The sequence below is a fragment of the Haliea salexigens DSM 19537 genome, assembly GCF_000423125.1.
Lineage (GTDB): Bacteria > Pseudomonadota > Gammaproteobacteria > Pseudomonadales > Halieaceae > Haliea > Haliea salexigens.
The window spans coordinates 102,171-117,312 of record NZ_AUHJ01000008.1 but is presented as its reverse complement, the minus strand read 5'-3'; the positions used below and the strand labels follow the sequence as shown (position 1 = coordinate 117,312).

Below are 15,142 nucleotides of genomic sequence, written 5' to 3'. Positions count from 1 at the left end.
ATGGAGACGCAGGCCGACAACGGTGTACCCAGTGTGCTGCTGCCGCGTGCCGATGGCACCACCTGGGTGCTGCCGCTGAATTGCCTGGCAGAGGTAATAGCGGTGCCCGAGCTGTCCTCGCAGACAGTGGTCTGGCGCGGCGAGCCGATTCCAGTGCTCGGCCCCGCCCAGTCGGCCCGGGCCTGTGCGGTGTTGCGGGGGCAGGATGTCCGCTACTGGGCCCTGCCGCTGGCCCCTCTGCCGCTGGTGTATCGTCGCCTGACTGCAGACCAGCTGACCGATGAATTGACCGAAGACGCGGTGCTTGTGGCCGTGATCGATGAACGGCGCTGCCAGGTGCCTGACCTGCTTGCGGCGGAGTCAGATCTGCCGCGAGTAGGCTGAGTGCACTCCAGCGCTATGTAAAAAAATGGCACGATAACACCCCATTTTCCTCGTCAAAAATCCCTCCTACGTAAAGAAATGGGCGAAAAATGCCACATTTTTCCAAATGTGACGAAAGATCGCTTTTCCGCGCATTGTCAGGTCCGGGTTGCCTGCCTATAACTGGGCGCGTTGCCATTGTGCAGCGACGCGGCCGGGCCGGCCTGGGGAGTCTGTCGGCAGTTTGTGCAGCGTTGGAAGGAATTTCAGTTCATTGCGGGGGGCGCAGCCATGTTTACTATCACACCTACGGCCACATTGGGGTCCAGCCAGCGGGATGACCTGGAAGTCTTTGCGGTGATTGACGGGCGCAAGGTCTTCCTGCCTGAAGACGCGCGCTATGTTATGCAGGATCGTCGCGGACTCTGGTTCTACAGCAAGCGGAAACCGCGCCTCTCCGAAGGTGACTGGACCCCGAATAAAACGAGTATTGCCTGCGTTACGGAGCGTGGCTGCGTGCGGGTACTGAAAACCGAGCCGGCGGCTACCTGGCTGGAAACCTGTCAGCGCACCATTCGTATGGTGGCTCGCAATGGTGAGCGCCGCCCGGCGGACGATGCGGCCTGACTAACCCGCGGTCTCATCGCCGTTTTCCGGTGCCGTGTCATCCGTGCGTGAGCCGCGGTCGATAGCGGTAAGCCGGTCCACGTCGATATCCAGATGCAGCGGGTCCAGCGTTGGCATCGTCTTGCTGGTGGCTGTGGACAGGTGCTGGAAACGATCGACCTTGCCCGCCAGACCCTGCCGCCCGCTAAGGCCCAAGACCGTGCTGTTGTATTGATTGGCTGCGGTTTGCAGCGTGTTACCCAGGCGTTGCAGGCGTTCGGCCACCGTACAGACCTGGTTGTACAGGTCACCGGCACTGCGACTGATTTCCTGTGCCTCGCGGTTGCTGCGCTCCACAATCCACAGGTTGGCGACCGTGCGCAGCACCGGCATCAAGGTGCTGTGCGACACCAGCACCACGCCCCGCTGGTAGCCGTAACCGAAGAGGTCGCGGTTGTGCCGCATCGCCTCAATCCAGGCGGGTTCAATGGGCATGAACATGAGCACAAAATCCGGGCTGCCCAGGCCCGGCAGATTGGCGTACTCTTTGCCCGCGAGATCGTCGATGTGTTGGCGCACCGCACGCCCGTGGGCGTTCAGACGCGCGTCGCGCTCCGCCTCGGTGTCTGCGGCAACCGCCGCTTCGTAGTCCACCAACGACACCTTGCTGTCCACCACCAGATGGCGGCTGTCGGGCAGCAGGATGAGGGCATCGGGTAGTCGACGCCGACCCTGTTCGTCGCGCAGTGCCGCCTGCAGGACGTAGTGTTCACCGGGTAACAGCCCAGCCGCTTCCAGCGTGCGCTCCAGTTGCGCCTCGCCCCAGTTTCCGGTGGTTTTCTTGTCGCCCTTGAGCGCCGAGGCGAGGTTGCTCGCTTGGGTGCTCATGGCCAGGCCGATCTCCAGCACCTTGCGCAACTCGGCCTCGAGGGCCGCCTGCCCCTGCACGGACTCCGAGTGCACGCGGTCAACGCGCTGCTGGAAGTGGCTGATCTGTTCGCGAAAGGGCTGTAGCAGTTGCCCCAGCTCCGCCTTGCTGTTGTCGCTGAACTGACGTCCGCGCGCCTCGAAGATTCGGTGGGCCAGGTGTTCGAACTCCAGCTTCAACTGTTCCCGGTTGTTGTTGAGCAGTTCCAGTTGTGCGGCGTGCTGGCGTGCCTGCTCCCGCTGACGGCTGAGCAGGCGGTCGTACTCGCTACGCAGGCTCTGATGGCGCTGGCCAAGTTGGGCCAGCTGTTGTGCCTGCTCCGCCTGCTGCTGGCGGTGCAGGCGCAGCCGCCACAGTAACGCCGCAATCAGGCCTGCCGTCAAGCCGCCAAGCATGCCGACAGCGGGCAGGAACCAGGGGCTTTCCAGGGGGCTGATGGGCGACCTCCGTTAGCTCTGGCGCGGCACCGCCAGCAGCGAGATATCTGCCACGCGCAGGAAGCGTTCGCGCAGGCTGTGCAGCAGGTTCAGGCGGTTGCTGCGCAGGGCGGCGTCCTCGGTATTCACCATTACGTCGTCGAAGAACGCATCCACGGGACCCTGCAGCGCGGCCAGGCAGGACAGCGCTTCGCTGTATGCGCCCGCCGCCAGGTGTGCTTCGCTGGTACTGCCGAGTGTGGCCAGACGTTCCGCCAGTGCCTGCTCGGCCGGGTCCTGCAGCAGGTCGTCACGGACTTCGCCGAAGGCAAATCCAGCCTCCAGCTTGTCCAGGATGTTGCCTACCCGCTTGTTGGCCGCCGCCAGCGCTGCCGCTTCGGGCAGGCGGCTGAAAGCGTGTACGGCCAGCACCCGACGCTGTATATCAAGGGGTCTTCCGGGTTTGTTGGCGCTCACTGCGCGGAAGACCTCCGCGGGGATATCCATCTCCTCATACCAGGCGCGGAAGCGCTCCAGCATGTAATCCAGCACCTGGTCCGCGGTGCCTTCCAGCAGCGTACCCGGGGCGTAGCCGTCTGCCGCCAGTGCCAGGCAGGACCGCAAATCCAGGTCCAGCTCTTTCTCCACCAGAATACGCAACACCGCGAGTGACGCCCGCCGCAGTGCAAAGGGGTCGCGCGAGCCGGTGGGCGGCTGGCCGATACCGAAAATACCCACCAGGGTATCCAGCCGGTCCGCTACGCCCACCGCCGCGGCGGTAAGCCCGGTTGGCAAGCGGTCGCCTGCATAGCGCGGCCAGTAGTGCTCCTCCACCGCGGCGGCCACATTTTCGGATTCGCCGTCGTGGCGTGCGTAATAGGCCCCGGCGATGCCTTGCATATCGGCAAACTCCAGCACCATCTGCGTGCCCAGGTCGGCTTTGCACAGCAGGCCTGCACGCTGTGCATCCGCCGCGTTGCCGCCCAGCAGGGCAGCGAGTTCCCCCGCCAGTCGCGCTACGCGTTGTGATTTATCGTACAGCGAGCCCAGTTTTTGCTGGAAGACGATGGTACGCAGCCCGTCGAGCCGGGAATGCAGGCTCTGCTTCTTGTCGGTTTCGAAAAAGAAGGCGGCATCGCTCAAGCGGGGGCGGATCACCCTTTCATTGCCGGCAATCACCTGTGCCGGGTCAGTGCTTTCGATATTGCAGAGGGTGATGAAGTGCGGCAGCAGGGCGCCGTCGGCGTCTACCAGGTGAAAATATTTCTGGTGTTCTTTCATGGAGGACACCAGCGCCTCGGCAGGCACGCTGAGGAATCGCGACTCGAAGTTGCCCGTGAGGGCGACCGGCCATTCCACCAGCCCGGTGACTTCGTCGAGCAGGTCGGGGTCGATAACCGCGTGCGCTTGCAGTGCACTCGCCTCCACTTCGATTTGCGCGCGGATCATTGCCTGGCGTTCATCGAAGTCTGCGATCACCTTCGCCGCGGCGAGTTTTTCCGCATACTCCTGCGGGCGCTGCAAGCGGATCTCGCCGCTGCTGTGGAAACGGTGCCCGCGGGTTGTGTTGCCGGTCGGCAGGCCCAGCACCGGACCGAAATCGCATTCACTGCCCAGCATGGCGACCACCCAGTGTACCGGGCGTACAAACTCCACCCGGCTGGCACCCCAGCGCATGCGTTTGGGAATGGGCAGCTCACGGATACTCGCGTGAATGATGTCATTGAAGTCAGCGCGCAACTGCGCCCCGCGCAGCGTGGTGCGCAGGCACAAGCGCGGCCCCTTGGGTGTGTCCACCACCGAGAGTGCGTCCGGTTCCAGGCCCTGCTTGCGGGCGAAACCCAGGGCGGCCGGTGTCCAGTTGCCCTGCTCGTCCCGGGCCTTGTCGGCTGGCGGCCCCTGAATCTCCTGCTCGCGATCGGGCGCCTGCAGGGCCACCGCGTCAATCAGTACCGCCAGCCTGCGCGGTGAGGCAAACCACTGCACTGCACCGTGTTCAAGGCCGCGCTGTGCCAGCCCGCCAACAATGCCGTCGCGGAAGGCCGTGCCCAGCGCTCTGAGTGCTTTGGGGGGTAGCTCTTCGGTACCCAGTTCTACCAGCAGTGTGTCCGTCTGGCTCATGCCTGTGCCTCCTGCCGGGTGTTGGCGAGTACTTCCTGTCGCAGTGCCTCCTCGGCCAGAGGAAAGCCCAGCGCGGCGCGCGCATCGAAGTAGGCCTGTGCCACACCCCGCGCCAGCGTGCGCACGCGCAGAATGTAGCGCTGCCGCTCGGTGACGGAAATGGCGTGGCGTGCATCGAGCAGGTTGAACGTGTGCGATGCCTTCATCACCATCTCGTACGCGGGCAAGGGCAGATTGCCGTCGATGAGGCGCTGGGCCTCACCCTCGCAGTGGTCGAACTGGGCGAACAGCCAGTCTGTGTCGGCTTCCTCGAAGTTGTAGCGCGACATCTCCACTTCGTTCTGGTGGAACACGTCACCGTAACTCACGGTGCCGGAAGGCCCGCGGGTCCACACCAGGTCGTAAATGCTGTCCACGCCCTGCAGGTACATGGCAATGCGCTCCAGTCCGTAGGTGATCTCGCCGCTCACGGGATAGCACTCCAGGCCGCCGGCCTGCTGGAAATAGGTAAACTGGGTGACCTCCATGCCATTCAGCCAGACCTCCCAGCCCAGGCCCCAGGCGCCCAGCGTCGGGGATTCCCAGTTGTCCTCGACGAAACGGACATCGTGTATACCGGTGTCGATACCCAGTGCCTGTAGCGACTGCAGGTACAGTTCCTGGAAGGACGCCGGCGAGGGCTTCATGATCACCTGCAACTGGTAGTAGTGCTGCAGCCGGTTGGGGTTTTCGCCGTAGCGGCCATCGGTGGGCCGCCGGCTCGGCTGAACGTAGGCGGCGTTCCAGCTCTCGGGGCCAATGGCGCGCAGGAAAGTAGCCGGGTGAAACGTGCCTGCACCCACCTCCATATCCAGTGGCTGCAGGATCACGCAACCCTGCTCGGCCCAGAATTGCTGCAGGGTGAGAATCAGGTCCTGAAAGGACAATGGAGCTGGAGACACGGCAACACCTGTTCGCGGTTCGCAAAAAAGCTGGGTAGTATACAGCCACTTCAGCCCGCATTATATGCGGGCTTCCTTGTTCTCGTCAGTCACGCCGGCGCAGCGAGCCGGCCGCAGGAGCAGTATGTTTTACGGCAAAGTGGTGGCGGGCCTGCTCGGCCTGCTGCTTGGTGGTCCCATCGGCCTGTTGGTTGGCCTGTTTCTCGGCCACCAGTTTGACCGCGGCTTGCGGCGCACTATGGAAGCGCATTCGCCCGAGAATATCGCGCGCATCAAGGACCGGTTTTTCGAGACCATCTTCCTGCTGTTGGGTCACCTGGCCAAGGCCGATGGACGGATTTCCCAGGGGGAAGTCGATCACACCGAAATGATCATCCGGCAGATGGGCCTGACCAATGCCCAGCGCCAGCGCGCCATTGAATTGTTCAAGCGCGGCGCGGAACCGGCGTTTGATGTGGCGGCCTGTGTGGCCGGGTTTCAGGCCGTTTGCGGCCGCCAGATGGCGCTGCGCCAGACCCTGCTCATGTTCCTGGTGTCTCTCGCGGTGGTGGACCATGGCATTGAAGCTGTGGAACGGCGCGTGCTCGACAACATCGCCGGGTTGCTGGGCTTCAGCCCGGCCCACGTTGAGCAGCTGCTGCGCATGGCACAGGCGCAGGGCCAGTTCCATCAGGGTGGTGCCCAGACCGCCGGGCCGGACCGCTTGCAGGCGGCCTATGCCGCGCTGGGGGTAAGCCCGGAGGTGAATGATCGCGACCTGAAGAAAGCGTACCGCAAGCTGATGAGCGAAAATCACCCGGACAAGCTTATCGCCCAGGGCGTACCGGACGATATGCTCAAGGTCGCCACTGAAAAGTCCCAGGAAATCACCGCGGCGTACGAATTGATTACACGCTCGCGTAAATAGGCCGGCCGGGACTGCGCGCTGTACGGGTACCCTGCGCCATGCTCAACCATGTGAGATAGCTGCCATGACCACGACCATCGCTGCCGGGACCTTGCTACTGCTCATTGCGACGCTGCTGCCGCTGTGGCGTCACCCGCATTGGCTGGTCCGCGGAATGGACTTTCCGCGCCTGCTGCTGGCGGTTGCCGCCGTGCTGCTCTTGCTGGCGCAGTGCACGCTACTTTCGCTCTCCGCGCCCTTGAGCTGGGGGTTGCTGGCGGCGACCGCGGCCTGCCTGCTCTGGCAGTTCTGGTGGATCGCGCCCTACACCCCGCTTTGGCGCAAAGAGGTCAAATCTTCGCGCAATGACGACCCCAGCGTGCGGCTGGGCATCATGACGGCCAATGTGCTGGCGACCAACCGCAACGCACAGCCCCTGTTGCAGCTCGTGCAAGCATATCAACCGGATGTGCTGGTAACGCTGGAGTCGGACCAGTGGTGGCAGGACCAGCTTGACGTGCTGGAGCCGGTGATGCCCCACAGCCTGAAGTGTCCGCTGGACAACTTTTACGGCATGCACGTGTACTCCCGTCTGCCCATGGACGATACGAGCATCGAATATCTGGTTGAAGACGGCATTCCCTCAATGCACGCGGTGGTCACCCTGCGTTCCGGCGACAAGGTGCGGCTGCATTTCCTGCACCCCGCACCCCCCAGCCCCACGGAGAACCCCGAGTCGGCCGAGCGCGATGCAGAGTTGGTCATGGTGGCGCGCAGCGTGGTGGACAGCCGCTTGCCGGTGGTTGTCACTGGTGATCTCAACGACGTGGCCTGGTCTGCCACTACTCGCCTGTTCCGGGCCATCAGCGGCCTGCTGGACCCCCGCGTGGGGCGCGGCATGTTCAATACCTTCCACGCCGACTATTTCTTCCTCCGCTGGCCCTTGGATCACCTGTTTCACAGCGAGCATTTCACGCTGCGCACCCTGCGGCGTTTGCCATCGATCGGCTCCGACCACTTCGCGCTGTTCACCGAGCTGGTGTTCACGCCGGCTCGTGGTGCCGATCAGGAAGGACTGGAGGCCACGCGGGAAGACCAGGCCCTGGCGAGCTCGATCACCGAAGCCAAGCAGGTTCGTACTGAGGAAGTACCGGTGCCCGGCGAGCACACCCTGTGACGCGCTGCCATTGGGCCCTGTTGCTGGCCGTGCCGGCGCTGTGCGCCCTGGCCTGGAGCGGTGCGCTCGACCGGGTTTCCGCGGATTATCTCGACGCCGCACTGGTGGGGTCCGGTGCCATTTATGCGACCGCACGCGGCATCAATGCGCTGGTGTCGCTGCTGCAGGGTACGGAGGTGAATGCGTTCCTGCTCACCTTCACAGTGGGCGAGTTGCTGGACCCGGTGAACGACCTGATTGAGCGCTTTTCGGCGGTGATGATGGTGGCGCTCGGTGCCCTCGCCCTGCAGAAAATCCTGCTGGTGGTGGTATCGCACATCAGCTTCAACATTCTGCTGACCCTGTTGGGTGCGGTGGGGTTGGTGTCGGCCCTGTGGGGCACACCGCGCCAGGCCGCGATCGCCTGGCGCGTCTTTCTGGTGATGGCGGTGCTGCGCTTCGCACTGGTGCTGGTGGTGCTGGCCAACGGCTGGGTCGACACCGTCTTCCTCAAGGACAATGAAACGGCGCAGTATCAGGCCGTGCAGGGTTTTCACGGCGAGCTGGATGCGGCGAGTTCCCTGGCTGATGGTTCCGCACGCGGCCTGAACGCGCTGGACGTCCGTCAGCGGATCAAGGCACTGGGCGACCAGGTCAGCGAGTTCGCCGCCAGCCTGATCAACCTGTTGATGTCGCTGGTGCTCAAGTCGATCTTGTTGCCGCTGGGGTTTTTCTACCTGGTATTGGGGTTGTTGCGGCGCTTGCTGAATGTCTTCGATTGAACGCAGGCCGTTCTACAGGCGCCAGAACATCGGTGTGAACAGTACCAGCAGGGTGAAAATCTCCAGGCGTCCCAGCAGCATGGCCAGGCACAGCAGGCCCTTGGCCACGGGGGTAATGCTCGCATAGTTGGCCGCCACGTCCCCCAGCCCGGGGCCGAGGTTGTTGATCGACGCCGCCACCGCGGAAAATGCCGTGAGGAAGTCCATGCCGGTGCCCAGCAGGGCGAGCATCACGGTCACGAACACGAACATGTAAACCGCGAAAAAACTCCACACGGCGCTGACTACCGAGGCTTCCACCCGGTGCTTGCCGATCTTCAGCGGAATGATGGCTTTCGGGTGCACCAGTTGCTTGAGCTCGCGCACGCCCTGTTTGGCGATCAACATCAGGCGCACGGCCTTGATGCCGCCGGCCGTGGAGCCCACACAGCCGCCCATGAAGGAAAACATGATGAGCATCACCGGCAGGAAGGTGGGCCAGGTGGCGAAGTCCTGCGTGGCAAAGCCGGTGGTGGTGGTGATGGAAATGGTCTGGAACAGGCCGTGTACCAGGCTGTCGCTGAGTGACAGGGTGTCGCTGAGGATAAGGTAGCTGCAGGTGACGGCGACCCCGATCAGCAGGACGCCGAGGAAAAAGCGTGATTCCGAGTCCTGCCGGTAGCCCGCCAGGCTGCGCCGGCGCCAGGACAGGAAGTGCAGGCCGAAATTCATTGCGGAAATCACCATGAACAGGCTGCAAATGAGCAGAATGGTATTGCTCTGGAAGTAGCCCATGCTGGCATCGTGGGTGGAAAAGCCGCCAATGGCCACGGTGGAAAATGCGTGTGCCACCGCGTCGAAGCCAGTCATGCCCGCAGCCCAGAAGGCCAGTGCGCACACCGCTGTCAGGCCGAGATAAACGAAAAACAGGGCTTTGGCAGTTTCCGCGATGCGCGGTGTCAGCTTGCGGTCCTTGGTAGGACCGGGGATTTCCGCGCGGTACAGCTGCATGCCCCCAATACCCAGCATGGGCAATACCGCCACGGCGATCACGATGATGCCGATGCCCCCCAGCCACTGCAGCAACTGACGGTAGATGAGAATTGAACGCGGCAGCGCATCGAGACCGGTGATGACCGTCGCGCCGGTGGTGGTGAGCCCGGATATCGACTCGAAGATCGCATCCATGGCGCTCAGTTCCAGCCCTGCGGTCAGCATGAACGGCAGTGAGCCGGCCAGGCCGAGTACCGTCCAGAACAGCGAGGTCACCAGGAAACCGTCACGAATGCGCAGCTCGTGGCGCACGTGTTGCACCGGCAGCCAGCTCAGTAACCCGGCGCTGAAGGTCAGTGCGAGGGCGCTGGCAAAGCTGGAGATGGTGTGGTCGTCGTCCAGCAGGGCAACGCCCATGGGCACCAGCAGTGTGCTGCTGAACAGCATCAACAGCATGCCCAGAATGCGCAGTGTTACGCTCAGGTGCACGCAGCGGGCCTCAGGAGAAGAAGCCGAAACCGACCGCGAACAGCTTTTCCACGGCGGAAATACGGTTGCGGTCGGTGAGGAAAAGCACCACGTGGTCATCGGTTTCCACCAGCACATGCCGGTGTGCAATCAACACCTCGTCGCCGCGCACAATGGCGCCAATAGTGACGCCGTCCGGCAGGTTGATTTCCTCCAGTCGCCGCCCCACCACCCGCGAGGAGTAGGCATCGCCGCGTGCGGTCACCTCAATCGCTTCCGCTGCGCCACGGCGCAGGGAGTGCACGTTGGAGATGTCGCCGCGCCGTACGTGGGTGAGCAGGCTGCCAATGGTGATTTGCTGGGGTGAAATGGCGATGTCGATTTCGTCCCCCACCAGGTCGGCGTAGGCGGGGTTGGTAATGAGGGTGATGACTTTTTTGGCGCCCATGCGTTTGGCCAGCATGGACATCATGATATTGGACTCATCGTTGTTGGTGAGCGCACAGAACACATCGGTGGATTCGATGTTTTCGCTGGTCAGCAGGCCGGGTTCAGACGCGCTGCCGTGCAGCACGATGGCGTGTTTGAGCGACTCCGAGAGCACCCGGCAGCGCGGGTAGGATTGCTCGATCACCTTCACCTGGTAGTCGCGTTCAATGCTCTGCGCCAGGGTGGCGCCAATATTGCCGCCGCCGGCGATCATCACGCGCTGGTAGGGCTTGTCGATCTTGCGCAGTTCGGACATCACCTTGCGGATGTCCTTGCGGGCGGCGATGAAAAACACCTCGTCATCCGCTTCCACCACCGTGTTGCCTTCGGGAATAATGGCCCGGTCGCGGCGGAAAATGGCCGCCACCCGGGTGTCCACCTTCGGCATGTGTGTGCGGATGTCCTGCAGCTCGTGGCCGACGATGGGGCCGCCGTGGAAGGCGCGCACCGCCACCAGCTGAATACGGCCATCGGCAAAGTCCAGCACCTGCAGCGCGCCGGGGTTGGCAATCAGCTCCACGATGTTCTTGGTCACCAGTTGCTCCGGGCCGATGATCACATCCACGGGGATGTTGTCCGGGGTGAACAGCTTTTCCTGGTGTGCCAGATAATTGGGCGCGCGCACGCGTGAGATCTTGGTGGGCGTGTTGAACAGCGAGTGTGCGATCTGGCAGGCCATCATGTTGATCTCGTCGCTGTTGGTGACGGCGATCAGCATGTCGGCGTCGTCGGCGCCGGCCTGGTACAGGGTGTCGGGGTGGGAGGCGCTGCCATTGACCGTGCCGATGTCCAGCCGGTCCTGCAGTTCGCGCAAGCGGTCGCCGTCGGTGTCGACCACGGTGATGTCGTTCTGCTCGTTCGCCAGGTGCTCGGCGAGGGTGCCGCCAACCTGGCCTGCGCCCAGTATGATGATTTTCATGCTTGGGGCTGTCCCCCTGAAATTCCCGCCACCTTAATGAAAAGCCCCGGAAAATGTAAGGGTGCAGGGGGTGGAATACTGCACTCTAGCGCAGGCTTTCGCCGTGCCGCCGCAACAGGCTGAAAAACAGGCCGTCAGGGCCGTTGTGGGTGGGCAATATCTGGCTGCCTGCGGCGCGGGGGATGCCCAGCTGCAGCGGCAGAAGCTCTGCGTCCCCGGTGCGCTGCAGGAACGCCTGCACCACGGCGCTGTTTTCGGCTTCCAGTACCGAGCAGGTGACGTACAGCAGCGTGCCACCCGGGACGAGTAGCGGCCACAGGCCGTCGAGGATGGCCGACTGCTGGGCGGCGAGTGCGGGGATATCCTCGGGCCGCCGCAGCAGCTTTACATCCGGGTGACGGCGAATAACACCACTGGCGGAACAGGGTGCGTCGACCAGAATGTGCTGGAAGTGCTGCACAGGCATGTCTGCAGGCGGTTCTGCCGCGTTGCCTTGAACGACTTCGGCCTGCAGTTGCAGGCGTTGCAGGTTGTCGCGCACACGCGCCAGCCGCGCCTTGTCGACATCCATTGCCGTGAGCGCGATGTCCGGCTGGCGCTCGAGCAGGTGGCAGGCTTTGCCGCCCGGCGCGGCGCAGGCATCGAGTACCCGTGTGCCGCTGGCGGGTGCCAGCAGCAGCGCGGCCATTTGTGCTGCCTCGTCCTGCACGCTGGCCAGACCCTCGGCAAAACCGGGCAGCAGGCCGACATCGGCGGGCACATCGAGATAAATGGATTCCGGCGCCAGCAGCCCGGCTTGCGCGGCGAACCCCGCGTCTGTGAGCCGTTGCAGGTACTGCTCACGGGAAACACGCTGCGCATTGCTGCGCAGCACCATGGGCGGTTGCTCGTTGTTGGCCAGCATGATGGCCTCGGCGTGTTCCGGCCAGTCTTTCTGCAACGCGCTGTAGAGCCACTGTGGGTGGGCCGATCGCGCCGCCGGGTCGAGTGCGTCGGCCAGGCTGTTGCGCTCGCGCAGGAAGCGCCGCAGCACCGCATTGCACAGGCCGCGCGCCCAGTCTTTCTGCAGGGCGCGGGTGGCACCCACGCTGGCGGCCACTGCGGCGTGGTCCGGAATGCGCGTATCTTCCAGCTGATAGAGCCCGAGTAACAGCAGTGCCTGGATGTCGTTGTCCTTGCTGCGCAGCGGTTTGCTCAGCAGGGCCTGCAGCTGGGGTTGCAGCCTCGGGTAGAGCCGCAGGGTGCCGTAGCAGAGTTGCTGCAGCAGGCCGCGGTCACGGCTGCTGACGGTCTCCAGCGCGGCGGGTAGCAGTGTGTTCAGTGAGCCGCCCTGCAGCACCCCGGCGATCGCCCGCGCCGCCGCTGCCCGGGTATCCAACGGCATCAGCCCGCGGCCTGTGCGGGGGCCGGCTGAAACCGGGCTCCGGCGGCGAACAGCCCGGCGTGTGCGTTGAGCATGTCGGCGGCGGGCAGCGCGCGCCCGCCGGGCAGTTGCAAGGTGTGTAGCATGAGACTGCCGCTGCCACAGGCCACCTCAATGCCCGCGCGACTGGCGCCGAGCACGGTGCCCGGTTCCGCGCCGGTGGCAGCCGCTGCCGCGCTGGCGGCCCAGACCCGCACGCGCTCGCCGTTCAGCACGCCGTAGCACACGGGGAAGGGGTTGAACGCCGCCACCCGGCGCGCAAGCTCGGGTGCCGGCAGGCACCAGTCCAGTGCGCCCTCGGCCTTGTCGATCTTGTGCGCGTAGGTGGCGAGGTTGTCGTCTTGTGCGCTGCCGGCCGCCAGGTAGGTGGGCAGGTCGTCCAGTACCTGCAGCAACAGGGGTGCACCGAGCGTGGCAAGTTGGTCGTGCAGGCTGGCGGCGCTGGTGGTTTCGTCGATGGGGCAGCGCGCCGTGGCGAGCATGGCACCGGTATCCAGGCCGGCATCCATCTGCATGATGGTAATGCCGGTTTCCGCATCACCCGCCTCAATCGCCCGCTGAATGGGCGCAGCGCCGCGCCAGCGCGGCAGCAGGGACGCGTGTACGTTGAGGCAGCCCAGGCGCGGTGCATCGAGCACGGCCTGCGGCAGAATCAGGCCGTAGGCCACCACCACCATGACGTCTGCGGCAAATCCGGTAAGCTCGGCCTGTGCGTCGGGGTTGCGCAGGCTGGCCGGTTGGCGCACGGGCACGCCCGCCTGTTGCGCCAGCTGCTTGACCGGGCTGGCCTGCAGCTTCTTGCCGCGCCCCGCCGGCCTGTCTGGTTGCGTGTAGACGCCGATCACCTCATGGCTGCTGTGCAGCAGCTCCTGCAGGTGTATGGCGGCGAAGTCCGGCGTGCCGGCAAAGAGTATCCGCAAGGGTGTGCTGGCCACGTCAGGCCTGGCGCCGCTGTTCTTTCTGCAGCTTCTTGCGAATACGCTGGCGTTTTACCGGGGAGATGTAGTCCACAAACAACTTGCCGTCGAGGTGGTCGATTTCGTGTTGCAGGCAGACCGCCAACAGGCCGTCCAGTTCCTGTGTAAAGGTGTCGCCTTTGCGGTCCAGTGCGGTCACCGAGATGCGCTGGGGGCGCTGTACCGTCTCATAGAACCCGGGCACCGACAGACAGCCCTCGTCGTATTCGCCGAGTTCAGCGTCCAGCACCGTCACTTCCGGGTTGATGAAAACCAGCGGTTCGCTGTGATCCTGGCTCACATCTATGACCAGCACACGTTGGTGCACATTCACCTGCGTCGCCGCCAGGCCAATGCCCGGGGCTGCGTACATGGTCTCAAACAGGTCATCCACCAGTGCCCGTGTGGCGTCCGTCACGTCCGGCACGGGCGTGGCGCGGGTGCGCAGGCGGGGGTCAGGAAATTCCAGAATGTCGAGTACTGCCATGGAGTTAGCTGCCTTCGGGGCTCAACCGAGCAATGGTGAATTAGTCACATTGGGGCTTGCCACGGACCCATGCCCGCCGCAAACTGTGCCTAGTATATCGCTGCTGGCAAGGTGGTGCCCAGTGCCGTGTTGGCGGCGGGCGGATGATAACAGGGACGGGCTGGAACGAATCATGAGAGCGAAGTCATTCACGGTGTGCCTCGTATTGCTCGGGAGCCTGTTTTTCGCCGCGCTGTCCAGCGCGGCAGTAGAACTCAACGAAGACGTTCCCGATGTGTATGTGGTCAAGCGCGGCGACACGCTGTGGGGCATTTCGGGTATGTACCTGCGTCAGCCCTGGCGCTGGCCCGAGCTGTGGGACGTCAACCCGCAAATCGATAACCCGCACCTGATCTACCCCGGCGACGAACTCTACCTGACCTGGGTAAACGGCGAGCCCCGGCTGCAGCTGCGCCGCGGCCGCGACGTGAAACTGGACCCGGGCGTGCGGGTCAGCCCGCTGGACCTGGCGATCCCCATCATTCCCCTCGACGAGATTGGTGCGTTCCTAAAAGGCCACCGCATTCTCGATGCCGACGCACTGAACAATTCAGCCTACGTGGTGGCGGGTGACCAGGGCCGCCTGATCGCTGCCCCCGGTGACCGCGTGTATGGCCGCGGCCCGTTCCCGGACGGCGAGCGCACCTTCGGAATTTTCCGCTCGGGTGATACCTACAGCGATCCGGTCACCGGCGAACTGCTCGGCTACCAGGCAGTGGATATTGGTAACGCCAGGCTGGTCAGCAGCAACCGCGACGAAGTCACCGAGCTCACCGTGACCCGGGTAACGGAGGAAGTGCGTATCGCCGACCGTCTGCTGCCGCAGCGCGAGCAGGTACTGGACGCCACCTTCCAGCCGCGGGCACCGGGCGTGGAGGTTGATGATGGCTACATGATCGCGGTGGATGGCGGTGTCAGCCAGATCGGTCAGGGCGACATCGTGGTGCTGAACCGCGGTGAGCGCGAAGGCCTTGAGGTTGGGCATGTGCTTGCCATCTACCAGGTGGGCGGCCTGGTTTTCGATGAAGTGGCGCGGCAGAACGTGACCCTGCCCGATACGCGCGCGGGCCTGCTGATGGTCTTTGAGGTGTTCGAGAAAGCGAGCTACGCTCTGGTGCTGCGCGCCAACCGGCCGCTGAAAGTCATGGACAGGGTGAAAAATCCCTGAGTAAGCGCGGTGGTCACGGATT

At 64.0% G+C, this 15,142-nt stretch carries 14 protein-coding genes; 6 read left to right on the top strand and 8 right to left on the bottom strand.

Annotation, left to right across the window (positions count from 1 at the left end; all coding sequences use genetic code 11):
- Both G533_RS0110875 and G533_RS0110870 read left to right on the top strand, forming a co-directional pair.
- A complete protein-coding gene (locus tag G533_RS0110875) occupies window positions 1–384 on the top strand; it encodes a hypothetical protein (RefSeq protein WP_027949973.1) in 384 nt (127 codons plus the stop codon).
- A gap of 270 nt (window positions 385–654) precedes the next feature.
- Window positions 655–990 (top strand): hypothetical protein, encoded by a 336-nt coding sequence (locus G533_RS0110870; RefSeq protein ID WP_144079855.1) that lies wholly within the window; start codon window positions 655–657, stop codon window positions 988–990.
- Here G533_RS0110870 and G533_RS21615 read toward each other — a convergent pair whose 3' ends face one another.
- The 3 genes from G533_RS21615 to glyQ are packed head-to-tail and all read right to left on the bottom strand — an operon-like array spanning window position 991 to window position 5,375.
- Window positions 991–2,292, bottom strand: a complete 1,302-nt coding sequence (locus tag G533_RS21615; protein ID WP_084638932.1) for a DNA recombination protein RmuC — start codon at window positions 2,290–2,292, stop codon at window positions 991–993.
- A gap of 54 nt (window positions 2,293–2,346) precedes the next feature.
- Window positions 2,347–4,434: a glycine--tRNA ligase subunit beta gene (gene glyS / locus G533_RS0110860; protein WP_027949971.1), complete on the bottom strand. Its 2,088-nt coding sequence runs from the start codon at window positions 4,432–4,434 to the stop codon at window positions 2,347–2,349.
- Window positions 4,431–5,375 carry a glycine--tRNA ligase subunit alpha gene (glyQ, locus tag G533_RS0110855; RefSeq protein WP_027949970.1) on the bottom strand — a complete coding sequence of 315 codons (945 nt, stop codon included), beginning with the start codon at window positions 5,373–5,375 and terminating at the stop codon, window positions 4,431–4,433. The genes glyS and glyQ overlap by 4 nt, the downstream gene beginning before the upstream one ends.
- Before the next feature lie 124 nt (window positions 5,376–5,499).
- Between glyQ and djlA the strand changes: the two genes are divergently transcribed.
- The 3 genes from djlA to G533_RS0110840 all read left to right on the top strand — a co-directional run bounded on the left by djlA (window position 5,500) and on the right by G533_RS0110840 (window position 8,199).
- Window positions 5,500–6,282: a co-chaperone DjlA gene (gene djlA, locus G533_RS0110850; protein ID WP_027949969.1), complete on the top strand. Its 783-nt coding sequence runs from the start codon at window positions 5,500–5,502 to the stop codon at window positions 6,280–6,282.
- Between the two features lie 64 nt (window positions 6,283–6,346).
- Window positions 6,347–7,438 carry an endonuclease/exonuclease/phosphatase family protein gene (locus G533_RS0110845; protein WP_027949968.1) on the top strand — a complete coding sequence of 364 codons (1,092 nt, stop codon included), beginning with the start codon at window positions 6,347–6,349 and terminating at the stop codon, window positions 7,436–7,438.
- Entirely contained in the window at window positions 7,435–8,199 is a 765-nt protein-coding gene (locus tag G533_RS0110840; protein WP_027949967.1) for a hypothetical protein, read from the top strand. The genes G533_RS0110845 and G533_RS0110840 overlap by 4 nt, the downstream gene beginning before the upstream one ends.
- Window positions 8,200–8,211: 12 nt before the next feature.
- Here the strand turns inward: G533_RS0110840 and G533_RS0110835 are convergent, their stop codons facing one another.
- The 5 genes from G533_RS0110835 to def form a co-directional block, all read right to left on the bottom strand.
- Window positions 8,212–9,660, bottom strand: coding sequence for a TrkH family potassium uptake protein (locus G533_RS0110835; protein WP_027949966.1), 1,449 nt, complete (start codon window positions 9,658–9,660; stop codon window positions 8,212–8,214).
- A 10-nt stretch (window positions 9,661–9,670) separates the two neighbouring features.
- Window positions 9,671–11,047 carry a Trk system potassium transporter TrkA gene (gene trkA, locus G533_RS0110830; protein ID WP_027949965.1) on the bottom strand — a complete coding sequence of 459 codons (1,377 nt, stop codon included), beginning with the start codon at window positions 11,045–11,047 and terminating at the stop codon, window positions 9,671–9,673.
- A gap of 85 nt (window positions 11,048–11,132) precedes the next feature.
- Window positions 11,133–12,431, bottom strand: a complete 1,299-nt coding sequence (gene rsmB, locus G533_RS0110825) for a 16S rRNA (cytosine(967)-C(5))-methyltransferase RsmB (protein WP_035527642.1) — start codon at window positions 12,429–12,431, stop codon at window positions 11,133–11,135.
- Window positions 12,431–13,405: a methionyl-tRNA formyltransferase gene (gene fmt / locus G533_RS0110820; RefSeq protein WP_027949963.1), complete on the bottom strand. Its 975-nt coding sequence runs from the start codon at window positions 13,403–13,405 to the stop codon at window positions 12,431–12,433. The genes rsmB and fmt overlap by 1 nt, the downstream gene beginning before the upstream one ends.
- A gap of 1 nt (window position 13,406) precedes the next feature.
- Window positions 13,407–13,913 (bottom strand): peptide deformylase, encoded by a 507-nt coding sequence (gene def / locus G533_RS0110815; RefSeq protein ID WP_027949962.1) that lies wholly within the window; start codon window positions 13,911–13,913, stop codon window positions 13,407–13,409.
- A 172-nt stretch (window positions 13,914–14,085) separates the two neighbouring features.
- Between def and G533_RS0110810 the strand changes: the two genes are divergently transcribed.
- Window positions 14,086–15,120, top strand: a complete 1,035-nt coding sequence (locus G533_RS0110810) for a LysM peptidoglycan-binding domain-containing protein (protein ID WP_027949961.1) — start codon at window positions 14,086–14,088, stop codon at window positions 15,118–15,120.
- Window positions 15,121–15,142 lie beyond the last annotated feature (22 nt).

Excerpts from the sequence above, each read along its gene's own strand:
- G533_RS0110875 (WP_027949973.1), top strand. The coding sequence starts at position 1 with ATGGAGACGCAGGCCGACAACGGTGTACCCAGTGTGCTGCTGCCGCGT.
- G533_RS0110870 (WP_144079855.1), top strand. The coding sequence starts at position 655 with ATGTTTACTATCACACCTACGGCCACATTGGGGTCCAGCCAGCGGGAT.
- G533_RS21615 (WP_084638932.1), bottom strand. The coding sequence starts at position 2,292 with ATGCTTGGCGGCTTGACGGCAGGCCTGATTGCGGCGTTACTGTGGCGG.
- glyS (WP_027949971.1), bottom strand. The coding sequence starts at position 4,434 with ATGAGCCAGACGGACACACTGCTGGTAGAACTGGGTACCGAAGAGCTA.
- djlA (WP_027949969.1), top strand. The coding sequence starts at position 5,500 with ATGTTTTACGGCAAAGTGGTGGCGGGCCTGCTCGGCCTGCTGCTTGGT.
- G533_RS0110845 (WP_027949968.1), top strand. The coding sequence starts at position 6,347 with ATGACCACGACCATCGCTGCCGGGACCTTGCTACTGCTCATTGCGACG.
- trkA (WP_027949965.1), bottom strand. The coding sequence starts at position 11,047 with ATGAAAATCATCATACTGGGCGCAGGCCAGGTTGGCGGCACCCTCGCC.
- rsmB (WP_035527642.1), bottom strand. The coding sequence starts at position 12,431 with ATGCCGTTGGATACCCGGGCAGCGGCGGCGCGGGCGATCGCCGGGGTG.
- def (WP_027949962.1), bottom strand. The coding sequence starts at position 13,913 with ATGGCAGTACTCGACATTCTGGAATTTCCTGACCCCCGCCTGCGCACC.
- G533_RS0110810 (WP_027949961.1), top strand. The coding sequence starts at position 14,086 with ATGAGAGCGAAGTCATTCACGGTGTGCCTCGTATTGCTCGGGAGCCTG.